Consider the following 19,919-nt stretch of genomic DNA (forward strand, 5'->3'; position numbering starts at 1 on the left):
GCAAGGTGTTTTGTTCAGAGGACAACCTGAAAAAACCGAAGAAGAAGACGGACAAAACCGAAAAGCAGATGATGAGTATTTAATTCGTAGAGGATTTTTACAAGGTAAAGTTGACCATAATGGCGAGTTTACAGAAGTGCACAATATTATTGATGCTATTGTAGTCTTACCTGGCAATTTGTTTTATGGCACGACCATTCCAGGTGCTATTTTGTTTATCAATAAAAACAAACCAGCAGAACGTAAAGACAAAGTACTAATGGTTTATGCTGCCAAAGAAGGATGGTATAAAGAGGAAGCCAATATGAATGTGCTTTTACCACACGATATTTTGCGTATTTCTACCATTTTAGAAAGTTGGGGAGATTTGGAAATTGCAAAGACTTGGATTGATTCTCAAAAGACAAGACTTAAAAACTTAATACAGGAAGACCTTGATTTTAAACTATTAGAAATTAAAGAGTATTACGCAGAAGACATAGAAATTAAAAAGGATAAACTGGCAAAAGCAAAAAAAGTAATTACAGACCGAGAAGCTGCCAACAAAAAACCAACAAAAGGACAAGAAAAAGCTGTTGTTACTGCTCAAACTGCTTTAGATAAACTCACCACAGAAAAAGAAAACAAAATAACAGCAGCACACGAACAAGCGGAAAAAGAACGTCAAGCTATTGATGATGTAGAACAAGAACTCATTGCAATGTTGCAAGACCCAGAACTTCGCAAACGATACTTTGCAATTGCAGATATGGAAGAATTGGATGAAAACGAGTTTAATCTAAACATACCACGTTACGTAGATACGTTTGAACCTGAAGAAGAAATTGATTTAAAAGAAGCTATTATTGAATTTAAAGACACCATTTATAAAGAAAATGACTTGGATAAGTCTATTAGTGAACTCTTAAAAGTATTGGCTTAATATGGAAAATATTGGTCAATACATAACAAAATATAGAAAGGGGAAAGTGCCAAAGCAACTTTTTGAAAATCAAGAAGAAGGTTTGCTACCCTACCTTTCGCCAGATTATTTAAGAAGAAAATCAAAACCTGAATTTTACGCTGAACCAACTGAAAAAGTTGTAGAAGTTGAAGATGGAGAAGTAATAGTTCTTTGGGATGGCAGTAATGCTGGAGAAATTTTCATTTCAAGAAAAGGAATTTTAGGTTCTACAATGGTCAAGTTAGAATTTAATGAAGATGAAATTTTCAAACCATATTTCTCTTTTTCATTCGAGTACTTGGAATATGTTTTAAAAGCAAAAACGGCTGGTTCTGGAATTCCTCACGCAGATAAAGGAGTAATTAAAAAACTTGACTTTTTTAAACCACCAAAACCAGAACAAACAGCGATTGCAATAATTCTTTCCAAAGTAAATGCAAACATAGAAGCTGTAAATAAAAGTGTTAAAGCAGCCGAAAAACTCAAAAAAGCTTTAATGCAAAACTTACTAACTGGCAAATTAAAACCAGATGGTACTTGGCGTAAAGAAGATGAATTCTATGAGGATGAGAAGTTTGGAAAAATACCTGTTGGTTGGCAAATTATAAAAGGAAATAAGATTACAGATAAAATTACCAAAGGTCAATCACCAAAATGGCAAGGATTCGAATATCAAGATAACGGAATTCTATTTGTAACAAGTGAAAATGTTAGAGATGGATATATTGAAGTTGATAGTCCAAAGTATTTACCGATTGAGTTTCACAATAAAATTAAAAACAGTCAACTTCAAAAAGAAGATATTCTAATAAATATCGTTGGTGCTTCAATTGGTAGATGTGCTGTATTCAATTTAGATGTAGAATATGCCAATACTAATCAAGCTGTTTGTGTTTTTAGACCAAATGATGAAAATGATAGTGATTTTTTAGCCTATTATTTACAAAACGGTTATACACAACAAAGGCTTTTAGGTACACAAGTTGAAACTGCAAGAGCAAATCTTTCATTGGGAGATTTTAGAAAGTTCAAATTTATTATACCTAAATCAAAAGACGAACAGGTATTAATTGCAGAGAAATTAAATGAAGTAGTTTCTACTATTCAATCTAAACAAGATAAAATTAAAAAACTTCAACGCTTAAAAAAATCATTGATGCAAAATTTACTAACTGGTAAAGTCCGTTTGCCAAAAGAATTTATTGCACAATTTGTAAATGAGCTCGAAGTAACCAACACAACTACAACAGCATAATTATATGGGACATTTAACAGAACTAAAAGGTGTAGAAAAACCAGTTACCGAATGGTTAAGTAAAATGGGCTGGTCATTCAAAAGTAATGATGATTTAAAAACCTACGAACGTCCTTTTTCAAAACCCATTATTGAACAAATATTGGTAGAAAAAACAGCTTTAATAAATAATATAAGCGAAGAAGTTGCACAACACGCAGTTGAAATGCTGATGCAAAATCTAAACAATCCAATTCCTATTCTTGGAAATGAGGCGTTTTTAGACAAATTGGTTTCAGGTGTTACGCTTTCGGTAAAAGACAAAGACATTGATGTGCTTTTTATCGACTTTGAAAACATTTGGGAAAATGATTTTATCGTAACCAACCAGTTTTGGGTACAAGGTTACAAAATGGTAAAAACTGATATTGTTTTGTTAGTTAATGGTGTTCCTTTAGTACCAATAGAAGCAAAACAAAGAGCCAGAAAAGGTACAAATTGGATGGAAGGTGTTCGTCAATTTTCAACTTATGACCAACGTGCAGATAAATTATATATGTGTCATTGTTTTGGTGTGGCTTGCAATGGTAGAATTACAAAATATGGTATTCCAGGAGCTTCTTCTTCCTATTTCAACGAATGGAAAAACACCTTATTAGATGTAAGTCAACCCAATCCAATTTTAGAACCAACTAATGACCTTTGTCCAACCTATCAAGATAAAAAAGACGGACTTTGGAATTTTGATGTTGACCGCTTACCAAATGGAGAAGTATTGGAGCGAATGAAACTTGGCATTATTGGCTTATTACAACCAGCAAGAGTGTTGGATATTTTAAAACACTTTTTAGTTTTTGAACGAGAAGAAGGAAAAATTGTAAAAAAAGTAGCTCGATATCAACAGTTAAGAGCAGCCAATAAAATTGCAGATAGAGTTATAAAAGGCGATTTAGACCAAGGTGTAATTTGGCATACACAAGGTTCTGGAAAGAGTTTAACAATGCTTTACACAGCATACAAACTTCGCCAAAGTAAAGAGCTAAAAGACCCAACTATTTACATTGTAGTTGACCGTAAAGATTTGCGAGAACAAATTGGAGGAACTTTTGACGATTGCGAATTTCCAAATGCAAGACCAGTAAATAATATTGGAGATTTAAAACATATTATTAAAACTTCACCTTCTGGCGTTTTTATCACGACCGTTCAAAAATTTGATGAATTAGGAGACCGACAAGATTTACGCGATAATGTAATTGTTTTAATTGACGAAGCACACAGAACGCAATACGGAAATTATCAAATGGAATTGCAAGCAGTTTTACCAAACGCCAAACGATTTGCATTTACAGGAACACCAATTCCAAAAACGCACCAAGAATTTGGAATAGTTGACCAAGACAAAGGAAAACACGAATATTATTTAGATAAATACAGTATTCAAGATGCGATTGATGATGGAGCAACAAAACCAATTCGCTACACTTTTGGACCAACAGAATGGTTTTTAGACAAGGAGAAATTAAAAGAAGGCTACGAAGAAATAACAGCAGAACTTACAGAAGATGAAAAGAAAGCAGTAGAAAGAAGAGTTTCAGCTTGGAAAGTCTTTTTAAAGCATCCAGATAGAGTTGAAACACTTGCTAAAGATATTGCAACCGATTTTAAAGAAATGCTCGAACCACAAGGTTATAAAGCTCAAATAGTGGCTTGTGATAAAGAAGCTTGTGTTTTGTACTATAATGAACTAATCAATTATTTCGACCGTTCAGAAGTCGCAATAATATTTTCAACTGGACATTACGAAGAAGGAGAAAAATACGAACTCTACAAAGACCATTACAAAGAAGACAAAGAGCGTAAAAAACTAATAAAGCAGTTCAAGAAAAGAATTACAGAGGAAGAACAAAAAATGGGTAACAATCTGAAAATCTTCATTGTCTGTAATATGCTTTTAACTGGTTTTGATGCACCAATTGAGCAAACAATGTATTTGGATAGTCCTTTGCGTGACCACAATCTTTTACAAGCTGTAGCAAGAACCAACAGACCTTATGACGATAAAGTAACCAAGCTATCGAAAGAATTTGGACGAATAGTTGATTATGTTGGAGTCTTCCAAAATTATAAAGAAGCATTGAATTACGACCCAGAAGATATTGGCGAGTTTGAAGATGTAGAAAGTTTAGTGAAAACATTCCCTAAAGTTTTAGATGAAGCGTTTAAGCCTTTTGAAAACATTAAACTGGAAGATAGTTATGAATGTACAATGGCAATCGTGAGAAAGCTATCGGAAATTGACCACGGAAAATTTGAAAATGATTTTAGAGAAGTTATTCAACTTTGGGAATCAATTTCGCCTCATCCAGCATTGCGTGAATCTAAAATAAAATACTTGTGGTTAAATGAGATTTATGAAATCTATTTAGAAGAATTTAAACGATTGGATTTTGATGCAGAAATTTATGCAGCGAAAACACGAAAGTTAATTCAAGAAACCTCAAAACTACTAAATTTTAAAGGTCATTTGCCTGAAATTTCAATTGATTCAGATTACTTAAATAAACTGAAAGAAATCAAGCTTGACCCTTCAGATAAAGCAGAAAAAATCATCAGAGATATTGAAACCGTAATTCGTAAGAATGAAGTAAATAGTGCTGTTTATGTTGAGTTTCAAAATCGATTAGATGATTTGATTAAACAAAAACAAGAAGAAAGTTTGGCGATTGAAGAAATCTTAAATCAATTAGGCGAACTTTATTCAGAATTAGATGAAATTGCTTCGCTTCCTGAAAGAATGGGCTTTCCAGACAAAGGAAGTTTTGAGTTTTTTACAATCATAAAGAATGTTTCAGGAGAAACTTTTAATGAAGAATTGGTTAGAGAGTTTTCATTTGAAGCAGCGGAAAAAATAAAAGCCAAAATTTACAATGGTTGGCAAGAAGTTCCGAGAGAATTCGACCGTTTGAAATATGAAATTTTACTCTTGTCTGTAAATCCAAAATTTGAGGAATTAAAGATTGATGGAAATGGAGAATTGATGGAGCAAATTATGAAGGCTGTTTTACAGAATTATAAATTGAGTTAATGGAGTTACCAGATAACTACATATTAATCCGAAAGGAAGTAAAACACGCTCGACTTCGAGTAAGTGAAGATGGAAAAGTACGCATAATTGCACCACCAGACTTTTCAGAGGACGATATCAATTCAATGTTGAAGAAAAAAAACAGATGGATTGATAAAAACCTAAAGTATTTTGATGGAAAGTCGTCCATTGAATTAAAGAGAAATCAATTATTACTTTTCGGAAATAGATACGCATATTTTTATGACACAACCTATTCGCAAAAGGTTACAGTTGACCACGAACACAAAACAATAAATTCGAAAAGAGATTTACTTGACCCAAAAGTTCAGGAAAAATGGTATCGAAAAGTTGCTAAAAAACATTTGACAATACGGACAAACCAACTTGCCGAAAACTTGAATTTTAAACACAATAAACTATTCATTCGAGAATCCAGAACGAAATGGGGAAACTGTTCGAGAGAAAAGAATATCTCATTGAACTGGAAATTGATAAAAGCACCTGAATATGTGATTGACTATATTATAATTCACGAATTGATGCATACTGTAGTAATGAATCACACACATAAATTCTGGACTTTAATGAAATCATATTATCCGAATTATAAAGAATCAATAAAATGGTTAGAAAAATATGGAAATAGTTTATGAAAAGCCAACGCTCAAAGCCATACACATTCGCAATTCGCTGCAGACAACGCAACGCCAAAAATTGCAAAAGAGTATGTCTTGCCAACGCTCACATTTGAACTAAATAACAAACATCGGAAAACAAAGTAGAACGTGAAAAGCACTACTTACAACAACGTGTATAAAACATAGCTATTATAGGCTTTCCGAGAGGTTTTTGTATATTTACAAAGTACGCCAAATTTTTTATTTGGTTATATTTATAAAAGAAAATTAAACATAAAAATAAAAAATTCGGCTTGTGCTAAATCCGAAAAGTAAGCGTTTATTTATACGCTACGTTTCATACACAAGACCGTTAACTACAAGTGCTCCAAAAAAAAATACTAATTGAAAAATATTATTCTTATTTCATTATTTCTTTTCTGCCTTCTGAATATTTACGGACAGGAAAACGGTCGGACTTATTTGCACCGAGGACACCAATATAATTACACATATTGTTATTCGGTACAAAAATTAACCATAAAAACTGACTCGACATATATTTGGGACAGCTATTGTTTAATTAGCAAAAAAGAGTGGAAATCATATAAGAATTTACGACCTGAGAAATCAGTTGGAAAAATCACTCGAAATGGAGAATATTATTTATTGACCGAATTTAGAAACGGGAATAAAACGGACTATACTTGGACTGTGAAAATAACTGACAAAAAAATTCTCTTCTATCTTGAAAATGCAAACGGAAAATTAAAAAAAGTGACGAAATATAGACGGATTTGAATTTTGAGAAAACCCAGTAAAGAATGTTGAATAGCCACAAATCGAATTTTTGAGCAACTTTACGCAGATGGACTTTACTCAGACGGAAAAAAACGAAAACGGAATCGAAATGTGCTCACTCGCACGTGTCGCACGAGTAGTTAACAATGGCTATAATTCAGCGTTGCCGAACCGCCAATAACAAAATTCATTACCTTTAACCGGCATGATCCCAGCTTGAAAAATCCCACCGGATTTTCTCGCCGAAATCATAGCCAAACCGTTGGCAAACATGCTAAAGATAACTATTCCCTATAAATGAAAATCAATTTTCAATGCATAGAACTGACAATACAGGATGAAGAGTTAGGGTGTACTATTACATTTTCAGATTCAAGGTCAACGGATGACCAGTTTAAAACCGAGGAAGAGATAATGAATAGCGTTAAGAAATATCTTTTGATTCAAAGAACTTACGCCGAAGATGAAGATGACGTAGAGCATTACTACATTGAATCTTCCGAATCCTATATGGATTTTAAACCTAACGAAAAAATGATTATGAGCATAAACCAGGACAGGCTTGAAACCAAATGTAATGGAGAACAAGTGATAATAGGCTTGAATCTAAAAAAACAAGAATTTGAAAATTTGTTACGGATTTTGGAAACTAAATTTAATGAACGGGTAACGATACGCAGACTATAAAAAAAGCACGATTTGCCAACAGTACCTATAAGCAATGCGGGCCTTGGTGTTCAAATCAAAGTTTTGTCTATATTTATGAGGAGCAAAACCTTTTTAGGTTTGCTTCAACAAATAAAAAATAACCAAACCCTCCAAGCTTTTGCTTGGGAGAGTCCGGAATGGTAAGTGAATACTTGTCACCGCACTGCCTATAGCTCGGGCGTTGCCCACAATTAATGCGAACCTCTAAAGCTCTTATTTTACTAATCTTTTTAATAAGCTTTGGCTCATGCGTTGAATCAAAGCATCAAGATCAGGTCAACCTGAAATTACAGGAGTTTAAGGATGCTATTTACTCCGGTCAGACCTATCTTTTTTATCATCAAAACGATTCAATTGGAGAATGGGGAGGAACTGAAATTCTTTTGAAGTTGAAAGGGGATCCGGAAAGTAAAAAGGTTTTGTTAGATATAAAAAAAGTCCTCGCATCCAAAGTTCCTCCTCCACCCCCTCACTCGGATTCTTTGAGGATCTATTATGACAAACTAACAATCATTGACACAAGTGATATCACCTTGGATGATGATCAGGTGTTGCTTGCAATAAAATCAATCTCAGAGCTATCTCAGCGAAAATTAATAAGCACACCAAATTCCGGGTACTATTGTTTCGATGGACATAAACATGAAATCATCAATGCAGATTCAACGCTTATTATTTCGGACTGCACTTCTTTACCTTGGGAGAGCTTCCTAGAACTAAATAGATCCTTAAAAAATAAATAACTGTGGGCAACAACGGGTCATGCCCAATAGCTAGCCCTCTCCCTCCTATCGAATTATTCCTCTATATTTAAAACCTTTACCGGGAATGCGCCAGGTATTATATCGCCGCTACTGGGCATACCCGAAAACGTTGTGGTGCATTAAAATCGATTATGCTTTTTAGATTATTCCAATTAATCTTGACAACGTTGATCATAGTTGGTTGTAAACACCACCAAGACAAGGACCCTGTTAACTTATCGCCTGATAATAAAGCTAGCACCCTAATACATGGCAGGAGGGATGGTAGAACCGTTACAAAGGAAGGAGAATTAAAACTGGATCAATTTACCGGTTTCAGATCACTTTTAAATAGAGCGGATGAAATAACATGCAGTGACAGTATTCCCTTCATACAAATTGAAAAAAATGAAAATAGGCATAAATTCTATATAGACTTGGATTGCTGGAGTGACGGAATTATATACGATTACAGCCAAAAGAATATCTTAATAATCCATAATGATAGTATAGAAAAGAGGTTAATAAATCCATGGGTTATCCGCAGATTTCATATCGACGAACTTGAAGCAGTACTAAAAAAGGATTTGACAAATAAAGGTAGTGATCCAAATTGGAGCGTTAACCCCTCAAAACTGATCTTAAATATTTCTGTTTCTGAAAATAGATTGGAACAATTACCTATTATATTCAATGAATTGGCCGAGGCGTCGGAACGTCACAAACTGAAGATGGATTTTAGAATATGGCTAGCAGATTATCTTCCTCATTTTATTCCTCCTGAACCTCCAATTCAAAATAAGAACTAACGCACCACAACAACGGGTATGTCCAATAGCTAGCCCTCACTCACTATCGAAATAATCCTCTATATTTAAAACCTGAACCGGGAAAGCACCAGGTACTAAAACGCCGCCACTGGGCATACCCGTAACCGTTGTGCTTAATATTGAAAAAACGAAATCATCGATGAAAAATCCATTGTTATTACTACTAATAGTATTTTTTATTGGACTAACTATGACTGCGCAAGAATTGACTTGTGCAGATTTTAAAAATGGAACTTTTATTGTTCCAAAAGCATCGGAAGATTCACCTGAATATAAATTAGTCCGAGATGGAAATTCTCAAATGGAAATTATCGAAATGAACGGACAAACCATCACACTTTACGGAATTTTGGAATGGATTGATGAATGTTCATACAAGTTGATTTATGACGAAACTAAGATGAATCTCCCTGAAGAAATTCAATTTGTTAATGATAATGGAGGAATTGTCTCGGAGATGTTAAAGATTGAAGATAATTGCTTTTTCTATAAATCCGTTCTCATTGTTGACGGAAAGGAAACTAAAAGGATTGATGGAAAATACTGTGCGCAATAAATACTAAGCACAACAAAACCTATAAACAATACGGGCTTGGCTGTTTAAAATATAAACCCGGAATATCAACAAACACCGCCAAATCTTTTGGATTTGGCATTAAATAAAAAAAGAAAAAGCAAAACAAAAAGGTTTGGCTACGGGCGTGACGGAATGTAAGTGCTAACTTGCCCCCGTACTGTTCATAGTGTGCCAAGAAGCAGCCACGGCAATAAAATGACTGCGTGCTGTAAATAAGATGATGGTAGGCCCATCAGAGTCGTTGTATAGGCGATGGCTCTAAACCACCCAAAGGTGCTGTTGTGAACAGCAATGGTGCTGAGCGTTTGGGAGAATCCGATCCATGAGGTCAGCAGGTGGGAATAAAGGAGTTGAACGAAAGTGAACCATTGAAGAGGTGTCGAGAAGTTGCGTACCTCCAGTCAAAAGCTACGAAGTATGATACGGAGTGAAAAGTGATGTTGCTCATAACATCAATTGCAGAGATTACCTATTTATTTTCTGTAGGGCTGGCGTCATTCAGATGGCAAGAACTTTATTCAGGCTTATTTACGGAACTTGGGAAACTGTATGCAAATGCCAAGGGAAATGCACAATAAGAACAACTTAGAGGCAAAATACCGATAGTGCATGCAGCGGCAGACCAAGCCGTAGTAGTGTTGAGATTTCTGTAATGGAAATGGAGCGAAGGACTTGGGTTGTACCGTTTTATTTTATTGACCAACTCATAAGAATGAGGATGAATTCATGGAATGAAACAAAATCAATACCGATAAGCCGCCAAATGGTTTGGGAGGCTTATCAAAAAGTGCGCTCCAACCAAGGGAGTGCGGGAGTAGATGCGGTAAGTATACAAGAATATGATACCAATCGCAGCAAACACTTGTACAAACTATGGAATCGAATGGCATCGGGGAGCTATTTTCCTCCGCCCGTCAAAGAGGTGGAAATACCCAAGAAGGATGGAAGCATCCGAAAACTGGGCGTGCCCACCATAAGCGACAGGGTTGGACAAATGGTAATCAAGATGTTCATAGAGCCAAGATTAGAGGCGGTATTCAGTCCAAATTCTTACGGTTATCGACCGAATAGAAATGCACATCAAGCGTTGCAAAAAGTTCGGGAAAACTGCTGGAAACAAGACTGGGTAATCGACCTTGACATCAAAGGATTCTTCGACAACATTGACCACCAGAAACTGATGCTAGCCGTAAAGAAGCACGTACCCGAAAATTGGGTCGTTCTTTACATCGGTCGATGGTTGGAAGCACCCGTTTTTACAACATCCGGACAACTCGTACAAAAAGAAGGGAAAGGAACACCGCAAGGAGGCGTAATAAGCCCACTCTTGGCGAACCTATTTCTTCATTACGCTTTTGACAAATGGTTGGAAAATGCGAATGCTGATGTACAGTTTGCACGTTATGCCGACGATGCGATCGTACATTGTAAAAGCAAAGCTCACGCAAAACAGATACTAAATGCGGTACATCTAAGGATGGAATCGGTAGGATTGGAACTACATGCACAAAAGACGAAAATCGTCTATTGCAGAGATTATCGACGTAAAGGAAAACACCCGATTGTCAAGTTTGATTTTCTGGGCTATTCCTTTCAGCCGAGAAGTGCATTTTCCAAGAAAACAAAGAAAATGTTCTTAGGTTATGATTGTGCAATCAGTATCAGTTCGAGAAAACGAATCGCCGACAAGTTAGGAGAACTCAACGTGAACAGGTTAAATTTTAGAAGCATCGTAGGAGTTGCCCAATACCTAAATCCAATGATCAGGGGATGGGTGCGTTACTACGGTAAATTTAAGATGTACGAACTCACAAAAGTCTTCCGACTGCTAAGCGCGCGATTGGTTTGGTGGGCAAGGAGAAAGTATAAGCGCTACAAAACCAGCATGGGAAAAGCCTATAAATGGTTGACAACAGTCAGGAAGCAATTTCCGACTTTGTTCTACCATTGGCGACTTTCTGAAATAAATGTAGTAGCTTAGATTTGTATAACAAGAGCCGTATGATGGGAGACTATCACGTACGGTTCTGTGAGAGGCTCGGGGTGAAATTCCCCTTGCCTACTCGATGCCTAAACGTTGTGCATAATGTAAAAAAACAACGAGAATGCATCAAAAGTGTCAAATGAAAAGCGGAAAACTTAACTCAAATATTACGGATTGAAACGGAAAGAAATTTTTTGGCTGATAGCTACATTTGGTATTTCAATAATTATTAGTCTGATTTTGCTTGGACTTAATTGCTTCAGCTCATCAACTACTGACATTAATATTCACGATACTTATTTCGTTGTGGAAAAAAATGAATTGTCCCTGCTAATTATCAAGGTTACTTTTTTCCTTGTATACCTAATCAGAATGCTAAAAAGAAAATTCAAAAATTTAGCGGCAAATCTGATTTTTATGATTGCCAATGTACTTATGAATTTTTCGGTTGTTGGATTATTTTCACTGATTAAATCTTTTGCTCGTTCGACAGGAGTGATTGAAAATAATATGACAAAAAATTCTATGTTAGATAGTGGTTCAACCGAATATATTATTTTGTGGTTGATATTTTTGATGTTTCAAATATTCTTGCTGATTTCGCTCGGATATACTGGGTTTAAAACCGGACTGAATTACAAAAATAATGGAGAAAACACTATGCACAACAATGTATCCTATGAAAAGCACTAGTCCAGTTCCTTAAAGTTAATATTTTCTCGTTTAACTATCTCATAATGTTTTTTTTTAAAACGTATTGAATTATAGATGAGGCTATGCATCATTTAAAATTCAATACCATATAACTTGCTCTGCATCCTATATGTGATCCACATCCTAGCAGGAGTGGTCACCAGCATCTGTATGATTATAAGTTATAATAAGCCTGGTCACTTGCTAACCGATGTGGTTCCCGCCAGCGGCGGGACCACCTACATTGTTTTGTGATCCAAGCAAATCTACTATTCTTTGTGAGCTTAGTTATTTTATTACTTTTCATTCTCAGTATTTTATTCCAATACCCCTATCACATAAGGGGTCTCCGTCTTTATTACCGCCAGTGTCCTGCTTAGCAGTTTCCTGGCCACCTTTACAATGATACTCTTTACATTTTTCCCATGGTGTTTGCGGTAAAAAGCCTGCATCACAGGATCCGTGCGAATAGCCTGCCAAGAAGCCTCAATGAAATAACTCCGTATTAAGCGGTGGGCACGCATGCTCACCCCCGTATGACGGACGGTATCACCACTTTGGTAAATGCCCGGTGCCAGACCTACATATCCGGCCAAATGTTTAATATTCTTAAAACGGCGCAGGTCTCCCAATTCACTCAAAATACCACTGGCAACTATTGGACCTATACTGGGAATACTTCGTAGAAGCATATAATCTTTCTTAAAATGGATTTTGGTATACCTCCGCAATAAGGTGGAAACATCACGAAACTCCTGATCAATAAACCGAAAGCTGCGCATCCGGCTGCGCAAAACTTCATTGCCCGTATCATACTAAAAGTCCAAATTATCAATCCAACCCCTAAATTTATGACTCCAATGGTCGTTATCTAGATCCTGTGGTATTCTGATCCCATAATACAACAATTGCATTTTGATATAGCTCTTGATTTGCCGCATATCCTTTACCAAATCGTTCCTACGGCGAAACAGACTACGTAGTTGCTCCCTACATTTATCCGCTACACAAATACTTTTCAGCTTATCATCTTTAAGTTCTCGCGCTATAAGTTGTGCGTCTATTCGGTCTCTTTTGGTGTGGCGCTCTTTGCCTTTTCTAAAAATATCGGCTGGATTGACCACCAATGACCGCCAGCCATAACTTACAAAGCAACGATGTGCGTGGTATCCGCAACAGCCCGCTTCATAGGCGGTAGACACTTCATAACCTGGATAATGTTTGGCTACATATTCGCAAAGTAATTCGGCATGCGGTTGCATACTAAAAGTCTTGCCAGATGACAGATCGGTGGCACAGTGTACTTTCCAACTGCGTTTGTGTATATCGATTCCAATGAATAACTTAGGTGTGGCAGTAATTTGAGTGTTCATATCTTTAATTTTTAGTTCATCTTAAAGATACTCGACTTACTGCTTTTACATAGATGCTAACCGCAATTACGGCGGATTCGACTACGTCCGAATCCACTCAGAATTGCTAAAGTCTGCGTATATTAACCCGTAACTGATGGTTATAGGAGACCGTTGTGTACAATGAGATCACCGTCCCATTAGTTAAACATTATTAAATGAAAACAATCTTTATTATTCTTTTTGCTACAAATATGAGTTTGTCATTTGGTCAAATTTCATATCAAAAATCTCAACCTGGTATTTTCAAAACTTATGTAAATTTTCTAATGAACGATATTACATTAGAAGACACTATAACGGTAAAAAAGAACTATAATCGCACAGATAATACATTTAGACTTTGGAATAGTCAAGGGAAAAGAATCAAAGAACCTTATGCAGTCTCTGATGGAAAACATATATATTTTAGAGCGAATTCAATAAAAAAATATTTTACCAATAAAGTAAATGAAAAATTAAGGGTAAGTAAAAATGGATATTTCAGAGCCATTTGTAGTAATGAAAAGTATATTTATATTGAAAGTTTTTTCCATAGTATGGGATTGACTGATTGGAGAGTTGGCACTAATTATCGGGCTGGTATTATATATAATATTTCAAAAGGGACATTTACTGTATTTTACACAATTGAAGATTTGAATTCATTTTTAAAACAAGCCATTGATGCAGAAATGAGTGATGAATATTTGGGTCAGAAATTAAGTATGAATACTGTTTGGTTCGCCATGAACAATCTATTTGATGATAAATTTTATCCATATAACCAATGATAGAACTTAAGTTGATTTTAGCTTTCTAACTTTTATTATAAACAAGATTAATTTATTAAAAAAATCACCCAAAGCACTGTACACAACAAAGTATCCTATGAAAAGTACTACTCCAGTTTATTGGGAACTAATTTGAATGTTCTAATCCATATTTATTTCATCTTAAAGATACTCCGATCCAGGGCCTGTTTTTCTTTAGTATGGGGAACACCACTTCTACAGCTACAGATTATTGATACAGGTGAAGGGGACCTTTTAGCGAGTATATTTTGATGAGAGCTCATTTTGAAACTATCTTTAATAAAATTTTTGACATTGATTAAAAATATCCTAACCATCATCTTTCTTTTCCTGTATGCATCGGTAGTTTGCCAGGATACCATTTATCCCTCAAAACAGGTGATAATTGGAAATAAAACTCACAGCAATAGAGATTTTTTAAATCATTCCCTGGTTGATAGAGAAGGGAATATAGTTCTGGTAGGAAGTACGGAGAATGATTTTTCTTTTAATGATGTAATGGTCATTAAACTTAATGAAAATCTGGACGAATTATGGAAAAAAGAAATTAGTTTTAATACTAGATATTCCTTTGATAGAGTCCACTGGTCCCACGTTGATGAGAATAACAATATCATTCTAGTTTGTAAAAGTCTTTTTGCTTCTGATTATGAGACCTTGTTCATTGTAGTGCTTGATGAAAATGGAAATCAAATTTGGCAACTACCTTTTTCGGAGCTTGAGAATATTGACTATGGAGTGCATCCAAAGAACATTCTTGCCAATGTAAACAGCTCTGGTAATTTGGAATTGGCCTACACTAATTTAGGCCTGGGAAAGGCTGAAAACTTATGGGTATATGAAATATCCAAGACAGGTGAAATCTTAGAAGAATATCAACATAATGATCTCTTTGGTTATGATTTACATTCAACAACAGGATTTGAATATGCAGATAGTCATTACTACAGTGTATTAAGAGAACGTATTGATCAAGCTTCTTTTTTACAAAATAATTTAATCACAGCGCATCAGAACGAACTTACCAAAATTCAACTTGATTATTTTTCAGAAGAAGAATTGAATTTGATTGGGCGATCTGAGAAACAAGAACTAATTCATGGCGGTGATGATACCCTAATTTGGTTTATAAATCATGATTTATATTATAATAATGAAATTCATCAAGGCTATTCAATTTATTATTTTACTGAAAAAGGTGATTTAATAAAATCTATCCCGATTGATGACACTAAAGAGAAATATGTAATTGGCCTATCAAAAGACGTTATGGAAATTTAATTGTAATAAGTAATGATAAAAACAAAGGAACAGAAGAAGAGTTAATTATTTCGATGCAAAAATACTCCTCTTCTGGAGATCTCATATATACCAAAACACATAATACCAATGTTTGGGGAAACACCAGTTTTTTTTCTGAAAATAAAATAAGTGTGTATAGTGGGCAGGATACTATGTTGGTATTTGATTATGACCTGAATTTACAAGAAGAAATATCTTTTAATACAGTGAATGGTCTTGGTTATAATCCAACCAATATGCATTTCATCAATGGGCATAGTTTTATGACTGGAACGGTAATCGCTTCTATGTATGAAGGTTCTGATTTTTATGGAGAATTAAACTTCAATGTTAAGAAGGTTTCCCAATCAACAGAAGTCAAAGATTATATTTTTTCTGGAGAAGGAACTTCAAAAACTTGGATAAACTGGGTAAAGAAAAATGAACATAATCAATATGTTGTGCATATCACTGATAAACTTGGCCCTGACAATCTTTTTATAGGTGGTTCTCGGAGCAGTGAATATAGTTCTAACTATTATTTTGATTCTGAATTGAACCAAACAGATGTAGTTGAAGACGTTACCAGAGTACAATGGGTCAATCCTTCCTCTGTCGAAACAGATCCTTTCGATTTAGATGGTTTTAATTATCACTATTTATTCGACTACGACAGTAAAACTTTTAGTCTTACAAAAAATGGTAATGTTGTTTGGAACAAAACTTGGGAGGACAATAAAACACATTTTTATGATTTTAATGTCAATTCGGAGGGAAATTTAGTGTTTAGAGGAAGCTTTAACTATGGCCACAGTCATTTTATTGGCACTATATCCTTAGAGGGCGCCATAACTACAATAAATTATGAAGGCACAATTCATTTCTTTAAAGTCCTGGAAAATGACTGGATTTTTACTCATACTGATCGATCAATTGTAGTATTCTCCCCAGAACTTGAAATCATAAGCAAAAAGTATAGTTATGAATTTGAGAGCTATATTAATCCCAACCTTTACCCCTCATTGCAAATCGGAAATAGGGTTTTGGTCTCAGCGCGTTTATATGAGAATTCTGAAAAGACCGCAACTAGAGTTTATGACCAGTACGGTAATTTGGAGAAAACTTTGTATATCGAAGGTAACCTACGACCGCGATATGCTTTTTTGGAAAATAATGACTTAATCATACTTACGGATGACGGAGCGCATGTTGAGCATGGGTTTTCATGGAGTGTTGCTGTCCTTAATAAGTTTGAAAACTTTGTTGGTGGAAACCTTCCAAATAATGATTTAGGAGATTTGGACGGAGATGGAGTAATCAATGTACGCGATAGGTGTGAAAATACGCCGTTAGGTAACCCTGTAAACGATAATGGATGTAACCTTTTCAACATTGGAGACCAAAATTTTACTATACAAACAGTTGGGGAGAGCTGTTTTGAAAAAGCAGACGGCAAAATAAATATTACCACGGATCAAAGCCTTAATTATAATGCCATTTTATATAAAGAGGGAGTTGAACTCGAGAATATAGAATTTACCGATCAAATTTCATTTCAAAAATTGGCGGGCGGGGACTATCAACTATGTCTTACCGTAACAGAGGTTTCTGAATTCGAAAAATGCTTTGAACTGAACGTGCAGGCTGTTGAACAACTTTTTGTAGAATCAAAAGTTTCTATGGATTCCAATTCACTAACTCTGGAGCTAAAAGGATCAAATAAGTATACTGTTCAAATCAATGATAAATTATACAATACCTCAAAAAGTAGTATAACCCTGCCATTGGAAGAACCTTTCAATTCCATTAAGGTATCTACCGAAAAAAATTGTCAAGGTTTATATGAAGAGCAGATTATTTCAAGTTTAAAAAGTAATGTCTATCCAAATCCTTCTCTTGGAATTTTCAACATTTACCTTGGTCTAAATATCACTCAGAAAATTCCGTATGAAATATTTACTTCAAATGGAGTACTAATAAAAAACGGTGAAATAATGCCCAGATATGGCAATTTGGTTGTTGATATTTCCGAATTGTCTCAGGGTCAATATTATTACATCATTGAAATTGAAAATAACAAAGTTCCATATACCTTAATAAAAAAATGATACGAATAAGAATTATTGTGCTGCTAGTTGTTGGGATGACTATTATAACCAGTTGCAGTAAAGGAGAGTCTGATCAAAATAGCGTTAAACAGGATGATGGTATAGAACAAAATGATGAAAATAATGATGAAATACCGGTAGTCCTAGACCCTGATTCTGTTACTTTAATTTTTCCCAAAAATAAAACTGAATGCAATGAAGGAGTATTTATAGATAATTCTTGGAGTATAGTAACCTTTCGTTGGAACCCTTCCAATAATACCGACTATTATGAATTATGGTATAAACATGAGGGTATCGGATCATGGACAAAAGAAACCACATCAGATACAGAAATTGATGTACAAATTCACAGAGGAAAACAGTACCAATGGAAAGTAATTTCAAAAAACAAACAATCCTCAAAAAATGCCACAAGTGAAAATTGGAATTTTTATAATGCTGGTTCCGGTGAAGAAAATTACGCCCCTTTTCCTGCAACTTTAATCAATCCCAAGGATGGCGACGTCATGAATTCTAAGAACAACTCGAATTATTATTTTCAGTGGGATGCTTCAGATCTAGATAACGATCCATTAACTTTTGATTTATATTTGGGAACACACCCTGACTCTCTTAACATTGTGAAAAATCTTCAAAAAACAAGTGAATTGATGGTATATCATATAAGCTTCGGTGTAAAGCATTATTGGAAAATTAAAACATCTGATTCTAAGGGAAATTCCTCATTATCAGAAACTTGGTCTTTTACTAGATATTGACATTTTGAGAATTCGTAGCGCAGACTAAATTAGCACATCCAAACACCCTATAAAAATGATAAAATTTAGATTGATCTATTTAGTATTAGCATTGACGTGCTTAATTCAATCTTGTAATGATTCTGACAATGATATCAATGAAGACATAACTATTTCAATATCTGACTTCACGATAAATATTGACGAAAATCCTAATGCCGGTCTATATTTAGGCATAGTTGAAGCTACAACAAGTCAAGGTAGTATTCACTTTTCAATTACTCAACAAACACCCAGTCAAGCAATCGAGATCAATCCTATCTCTGGCGAAATTAATGTCTTAACCGAAAGTTTGTTTGATTATGAAACCAACCCTACGATAACCGGAATCGTAAAGGCAAGTAATTCTGGAGTTTCAGAATCAGCAAATATAACAATCAACCTAAATGATATTAATGAGGTAGTAGATGATTACAACTTATTGGCAGCTTCTAACCTGGGAGAAGTATTTGAAATAGGAAATAATACTGGGATTATTGAGAAAATAGGACAGATTAAGAGAGAGAACGACAATTCTATCCTATCAACCAATAATTTAATATCCTCTGAAGATAAAATTTATTGTATCGAATATGTTTATAATCCCTCCCCTACGAATAATCTTCTAGTATTTGATAGACATAATGGTACTAGTCAAATAATACCTTTAACAATCCCTTCATCAATCAATGGAGATGAAAGAGGAATTATAGCTCTTACTTGGTACAACAATAATTTGATAGGTGTTTTAGCTGAGAATGTTTTGATAAGTAACTTGCCAAAACATCTCATACATATAGACCTTGATGATAATTCAATTACTGAATTGGGAATAACCTTCAAAGAAGACAAGATTACATCCATGATAAAAATTGACTCTAAATTATATATTTCTACATGGGGGGAAGGTTTCTTAGATATAGACTTAGCCAATAAATCAGTAAATAATGTGAGCTATATTAATGGTAGTAGACTAGCTAAGATAAATGATTCTGAATTGGGAATGATGGAAGCCATTTCTGGCTATATGAATGGAGCTAGACCGGCAATGATGAACCTACCAAATCTAACTGTTACCGATAATTCAAGCGAAGAAGTCTATGGACTTGTAACTGTTTTTGGAAATTCTATTTATGAAAACCAAATTTATCTAAATTTGGTAAGTAACAACGATTTATACTTAGGCATTATGAAAACTAACTTTGAAACTAATACAAGTTCTATTGTGGAAATTAACTCAACAAGCGTCGACAGAAATTTAATAATTTTAGATACCACAGATTAAAAATTGCGGTTTACATTACCCTCATGAATTTTCAGGGAA

General features: G+C 34.8%; 17 protein-coding genes. 15 read left to right on the plus strand and 2 right to left on the minus strand.

Annotated features, from left to right (window positions below; genetic code table 11):
• The first annotated feature begins 10 nt into the window (after positions 1-10).
• The 10 genes from EHW67_RS20595 (at position 11) to EHW67_RS18885 (ending at position 12,221) form a co-directional block, all read left to right on the plus strand.
• The gene (locus EHW67_RS20595) at positions 11-922 is read left to right on the plus strand and encodes an N-6 DNA methylase (protein ID WP_202912011.1); all 912 of its coding nucleotides are present in this window, start codon (positions 11-13) and stop codon (positions 920-922) included.
• 1 nt (position 923) lies between these two features.
• Positions 924-2,198, plus strand: coding sequence for a restriction endonuclease subunit S (locus EHW67_RS18845; protein WP_126163929.1), 1,275 nt, complete (start codon positions 924-926; stop codon positions 2,196-2,198).
• Positions 2,199-2,202: 4 nt separating this feature from the next.
• Entirely contained in the window at positions 2,203-5,265 is a 3,063-nt protein-coding gene (locus EHW67_RS18850; protein ID WP_126163930.1) for a type I restriction endonuclease subunit R, read from the plus strand.
• Complete coding sequence (locus EHW67_RS18855; RefSeq protein WP_126163931.1) at positions 5,265-5,921, plus strand: M48 family metallopeptidase; 657 nt, start codon at positions 5,265-5,267, stop codon at positions 5,919-5,921. Before EHW67_RS18850 ends, EHW67_RS18855 begins: the two co-directional genes overlap by 1 nt.
• Positions 5,922-7,100: 1,179 nt before the next feature.
• Positions 7,101-7,373 (plus strand): hypothetical protein, encoded by a 273-nt coding sequence (locus EHW67_RS18860; RefSeq protein ID WP_126163932.1) that lies wholly within the window; start codon positions 7,101-7,103, stop codon positions 7,371-7,373.
• 215 nt (positions 7,374-7,588) lie between these two features.
• Positions 7,589-8,137: a hypothetical protein gene (locus EHW67_RS18865; RefSeq protein ID WP_126163933.1), complete on the plus strand. Its 549-nt coding sequence runs from the start codon at positions 7,589-7,591 to the stop codon at positions 8,135-8,137.
• 188 nt (positions 8,138-8,325) lie between these two features.
• The gene (locus tag EHW67_RS18870) at positions 8,326-8,946 is read left to right on the plus strand and encodes a hypothetical protein (RefSeq protein WP_126163934.1); all 621 of its coding nucleotides are present in this window, start codon (positions 8,326-8,328) and stop codon (positions 8,944-8,946) included.
• 160 nt (positions 8,947-9,106) lie between these two features.
• Positions 9,107-9,523 carry a hypothetical protein gene (locus tag EHW67_RS18875; protein WP_126163935.1) on the plus strand — a complete coding sequence of 139 codons (417 nt, stop codon included), beginning with the start codon at positions 9,107-9,109 and terminating at the stop codon, positions 9,521-9,523.
• Between the two features lie 739 nt (positions 9,524-10,262).
• Entirely contained in the window at positions 10,263-11,525 is a 1,263-nt protein-coding gene (gene ltrA / locus EHW67_RS18880; protein ID WP_126164152.1) for a group II intron reverse transcriptase/maturase, read from the plus strand.
• Positions 11,526-11,702: 177 nt separating this feature from the next.
• A complete protein-coding gene (locus EHW67_RS18885; protein WP_126163936.1) occupies positions 11,703-12,221 on the plus strand; it encodes a hypothetical protein in 519 nt (172 codons plus the stop codon).
• Between the two features lie 317 nt (positions 12,222-12,538).
• Here EHW67_RS18885 and EHW67_RS18890 read toward each other — a convergent pair whose 3' ends face one another.
• Together EHW67_RS18890 and EHW67_RS18895 are read right to left on the minus strand one after the other, a co-directional pair.
• Complete coding sequence (locus EHW67_RS18890) at positions 12,539-13,003, minus strand: transposase (protein ID WP_126163937.1); 465 nt, start codon at positions 13,001-13,003, stop codon at positions 12,539-12,541.
• Positions 13,004-13,036: 33 nt separating this feature from the next.
• The gene (locus EHW67_RS18895) at positions 13,037-13,594 is read right to left on the minus strand and encodes an IS110 family transposase (RefSeq protein WP_126163938.1); all 558 of its coding nucleotides are present in this window, start codon (positions 13,592-13,594) and stop codon (positions 13,037-13,039) included.
• Positions 13,595-13,791: 197 nt separating this feature from the next.
• Here EHW67_RS18895 and EHW67_RS18900 point away from each other — a divergent pair, with 197 nt between their 5' ends.
• The 5 genes from EHW67_RS18900 (at position 13,792) to EHW67_RS18920 (ending at position 19,880) form a co-directional block, all read left to right on the plus strand.
• Positions 13,792-14,406 carry a hypothetical protein gene (locus EHW67_RS18900; protein ID WP_126163939.1) on the plus strand — a complete coding sequence of 205 codons (615 nt, stop codon included), beginning with the start codon at positions 13,792-13,794 and terminating at the stop codon, positions 14,404-14,406.
• Between the two features lie 315 nt (positions 14,407-14,721).
• Complete coding sequence (locus tag EHW67_RS18905; protein WP_126163940.1) at positions 14,722-15,708, plus strand: hypothetical protein; 987 nt, start codon at positions 14,722-14,724, stop codon at positions 15,706-15,708.
• 173 nt (positions 15,709-15,881) lie between these two features.
• Positions 15,882-17,816 (plus strand): T9SS type A sorting domain-containing protein, encoded by a 1,935-nt coding sequence (locus EHW67_RS18910; protein ID WP_126163941.1) that lies wholly within the window; start codon positions 15,882-15,884, stop codon positions 17,814-17,816.
• Positions 17,813-18,577 carry a hypothetical protein gene (locus EHW67_RS18915; protein WP_126163942.1) on the plus strand — a complete coding sequence of 255 codons (765 nt, stop codon included), beginning with the start codon at positions 17,813-17,815 and terminating at the stop codon, positions 18,575-18,577. Before EHW67_RS18910 ends, EHW67_RS18915 begins: the two co-directional genes overlap by 4 nt.
• A gap of 55 nt (positions 18,578-18,632) precedes the next feature.
• Complete coding sequence (locus EHW67_RS18920) at positions 18,633-19,880, plus strand: cadherin repeat domain-containing protein (protein WP_126163943.1); 1,248 nt, start codon at positions 18,633-18,635, stop codon at positions 19,878-19,880.
• Positions 19,881-19,919: the final 39 nt, after the last annotated feature.

Origin of the sequence: Arenibacter aquaticus (assembly GCF_003957295.1) — a bacterium.
Classification (GTDB): domain Bacteria; phylum Bacteroidota; class Bacteroidia; order Flavobacteriales; family Flavobacteriaceae; genus Arenibacter; species Arenibacter aquaticus.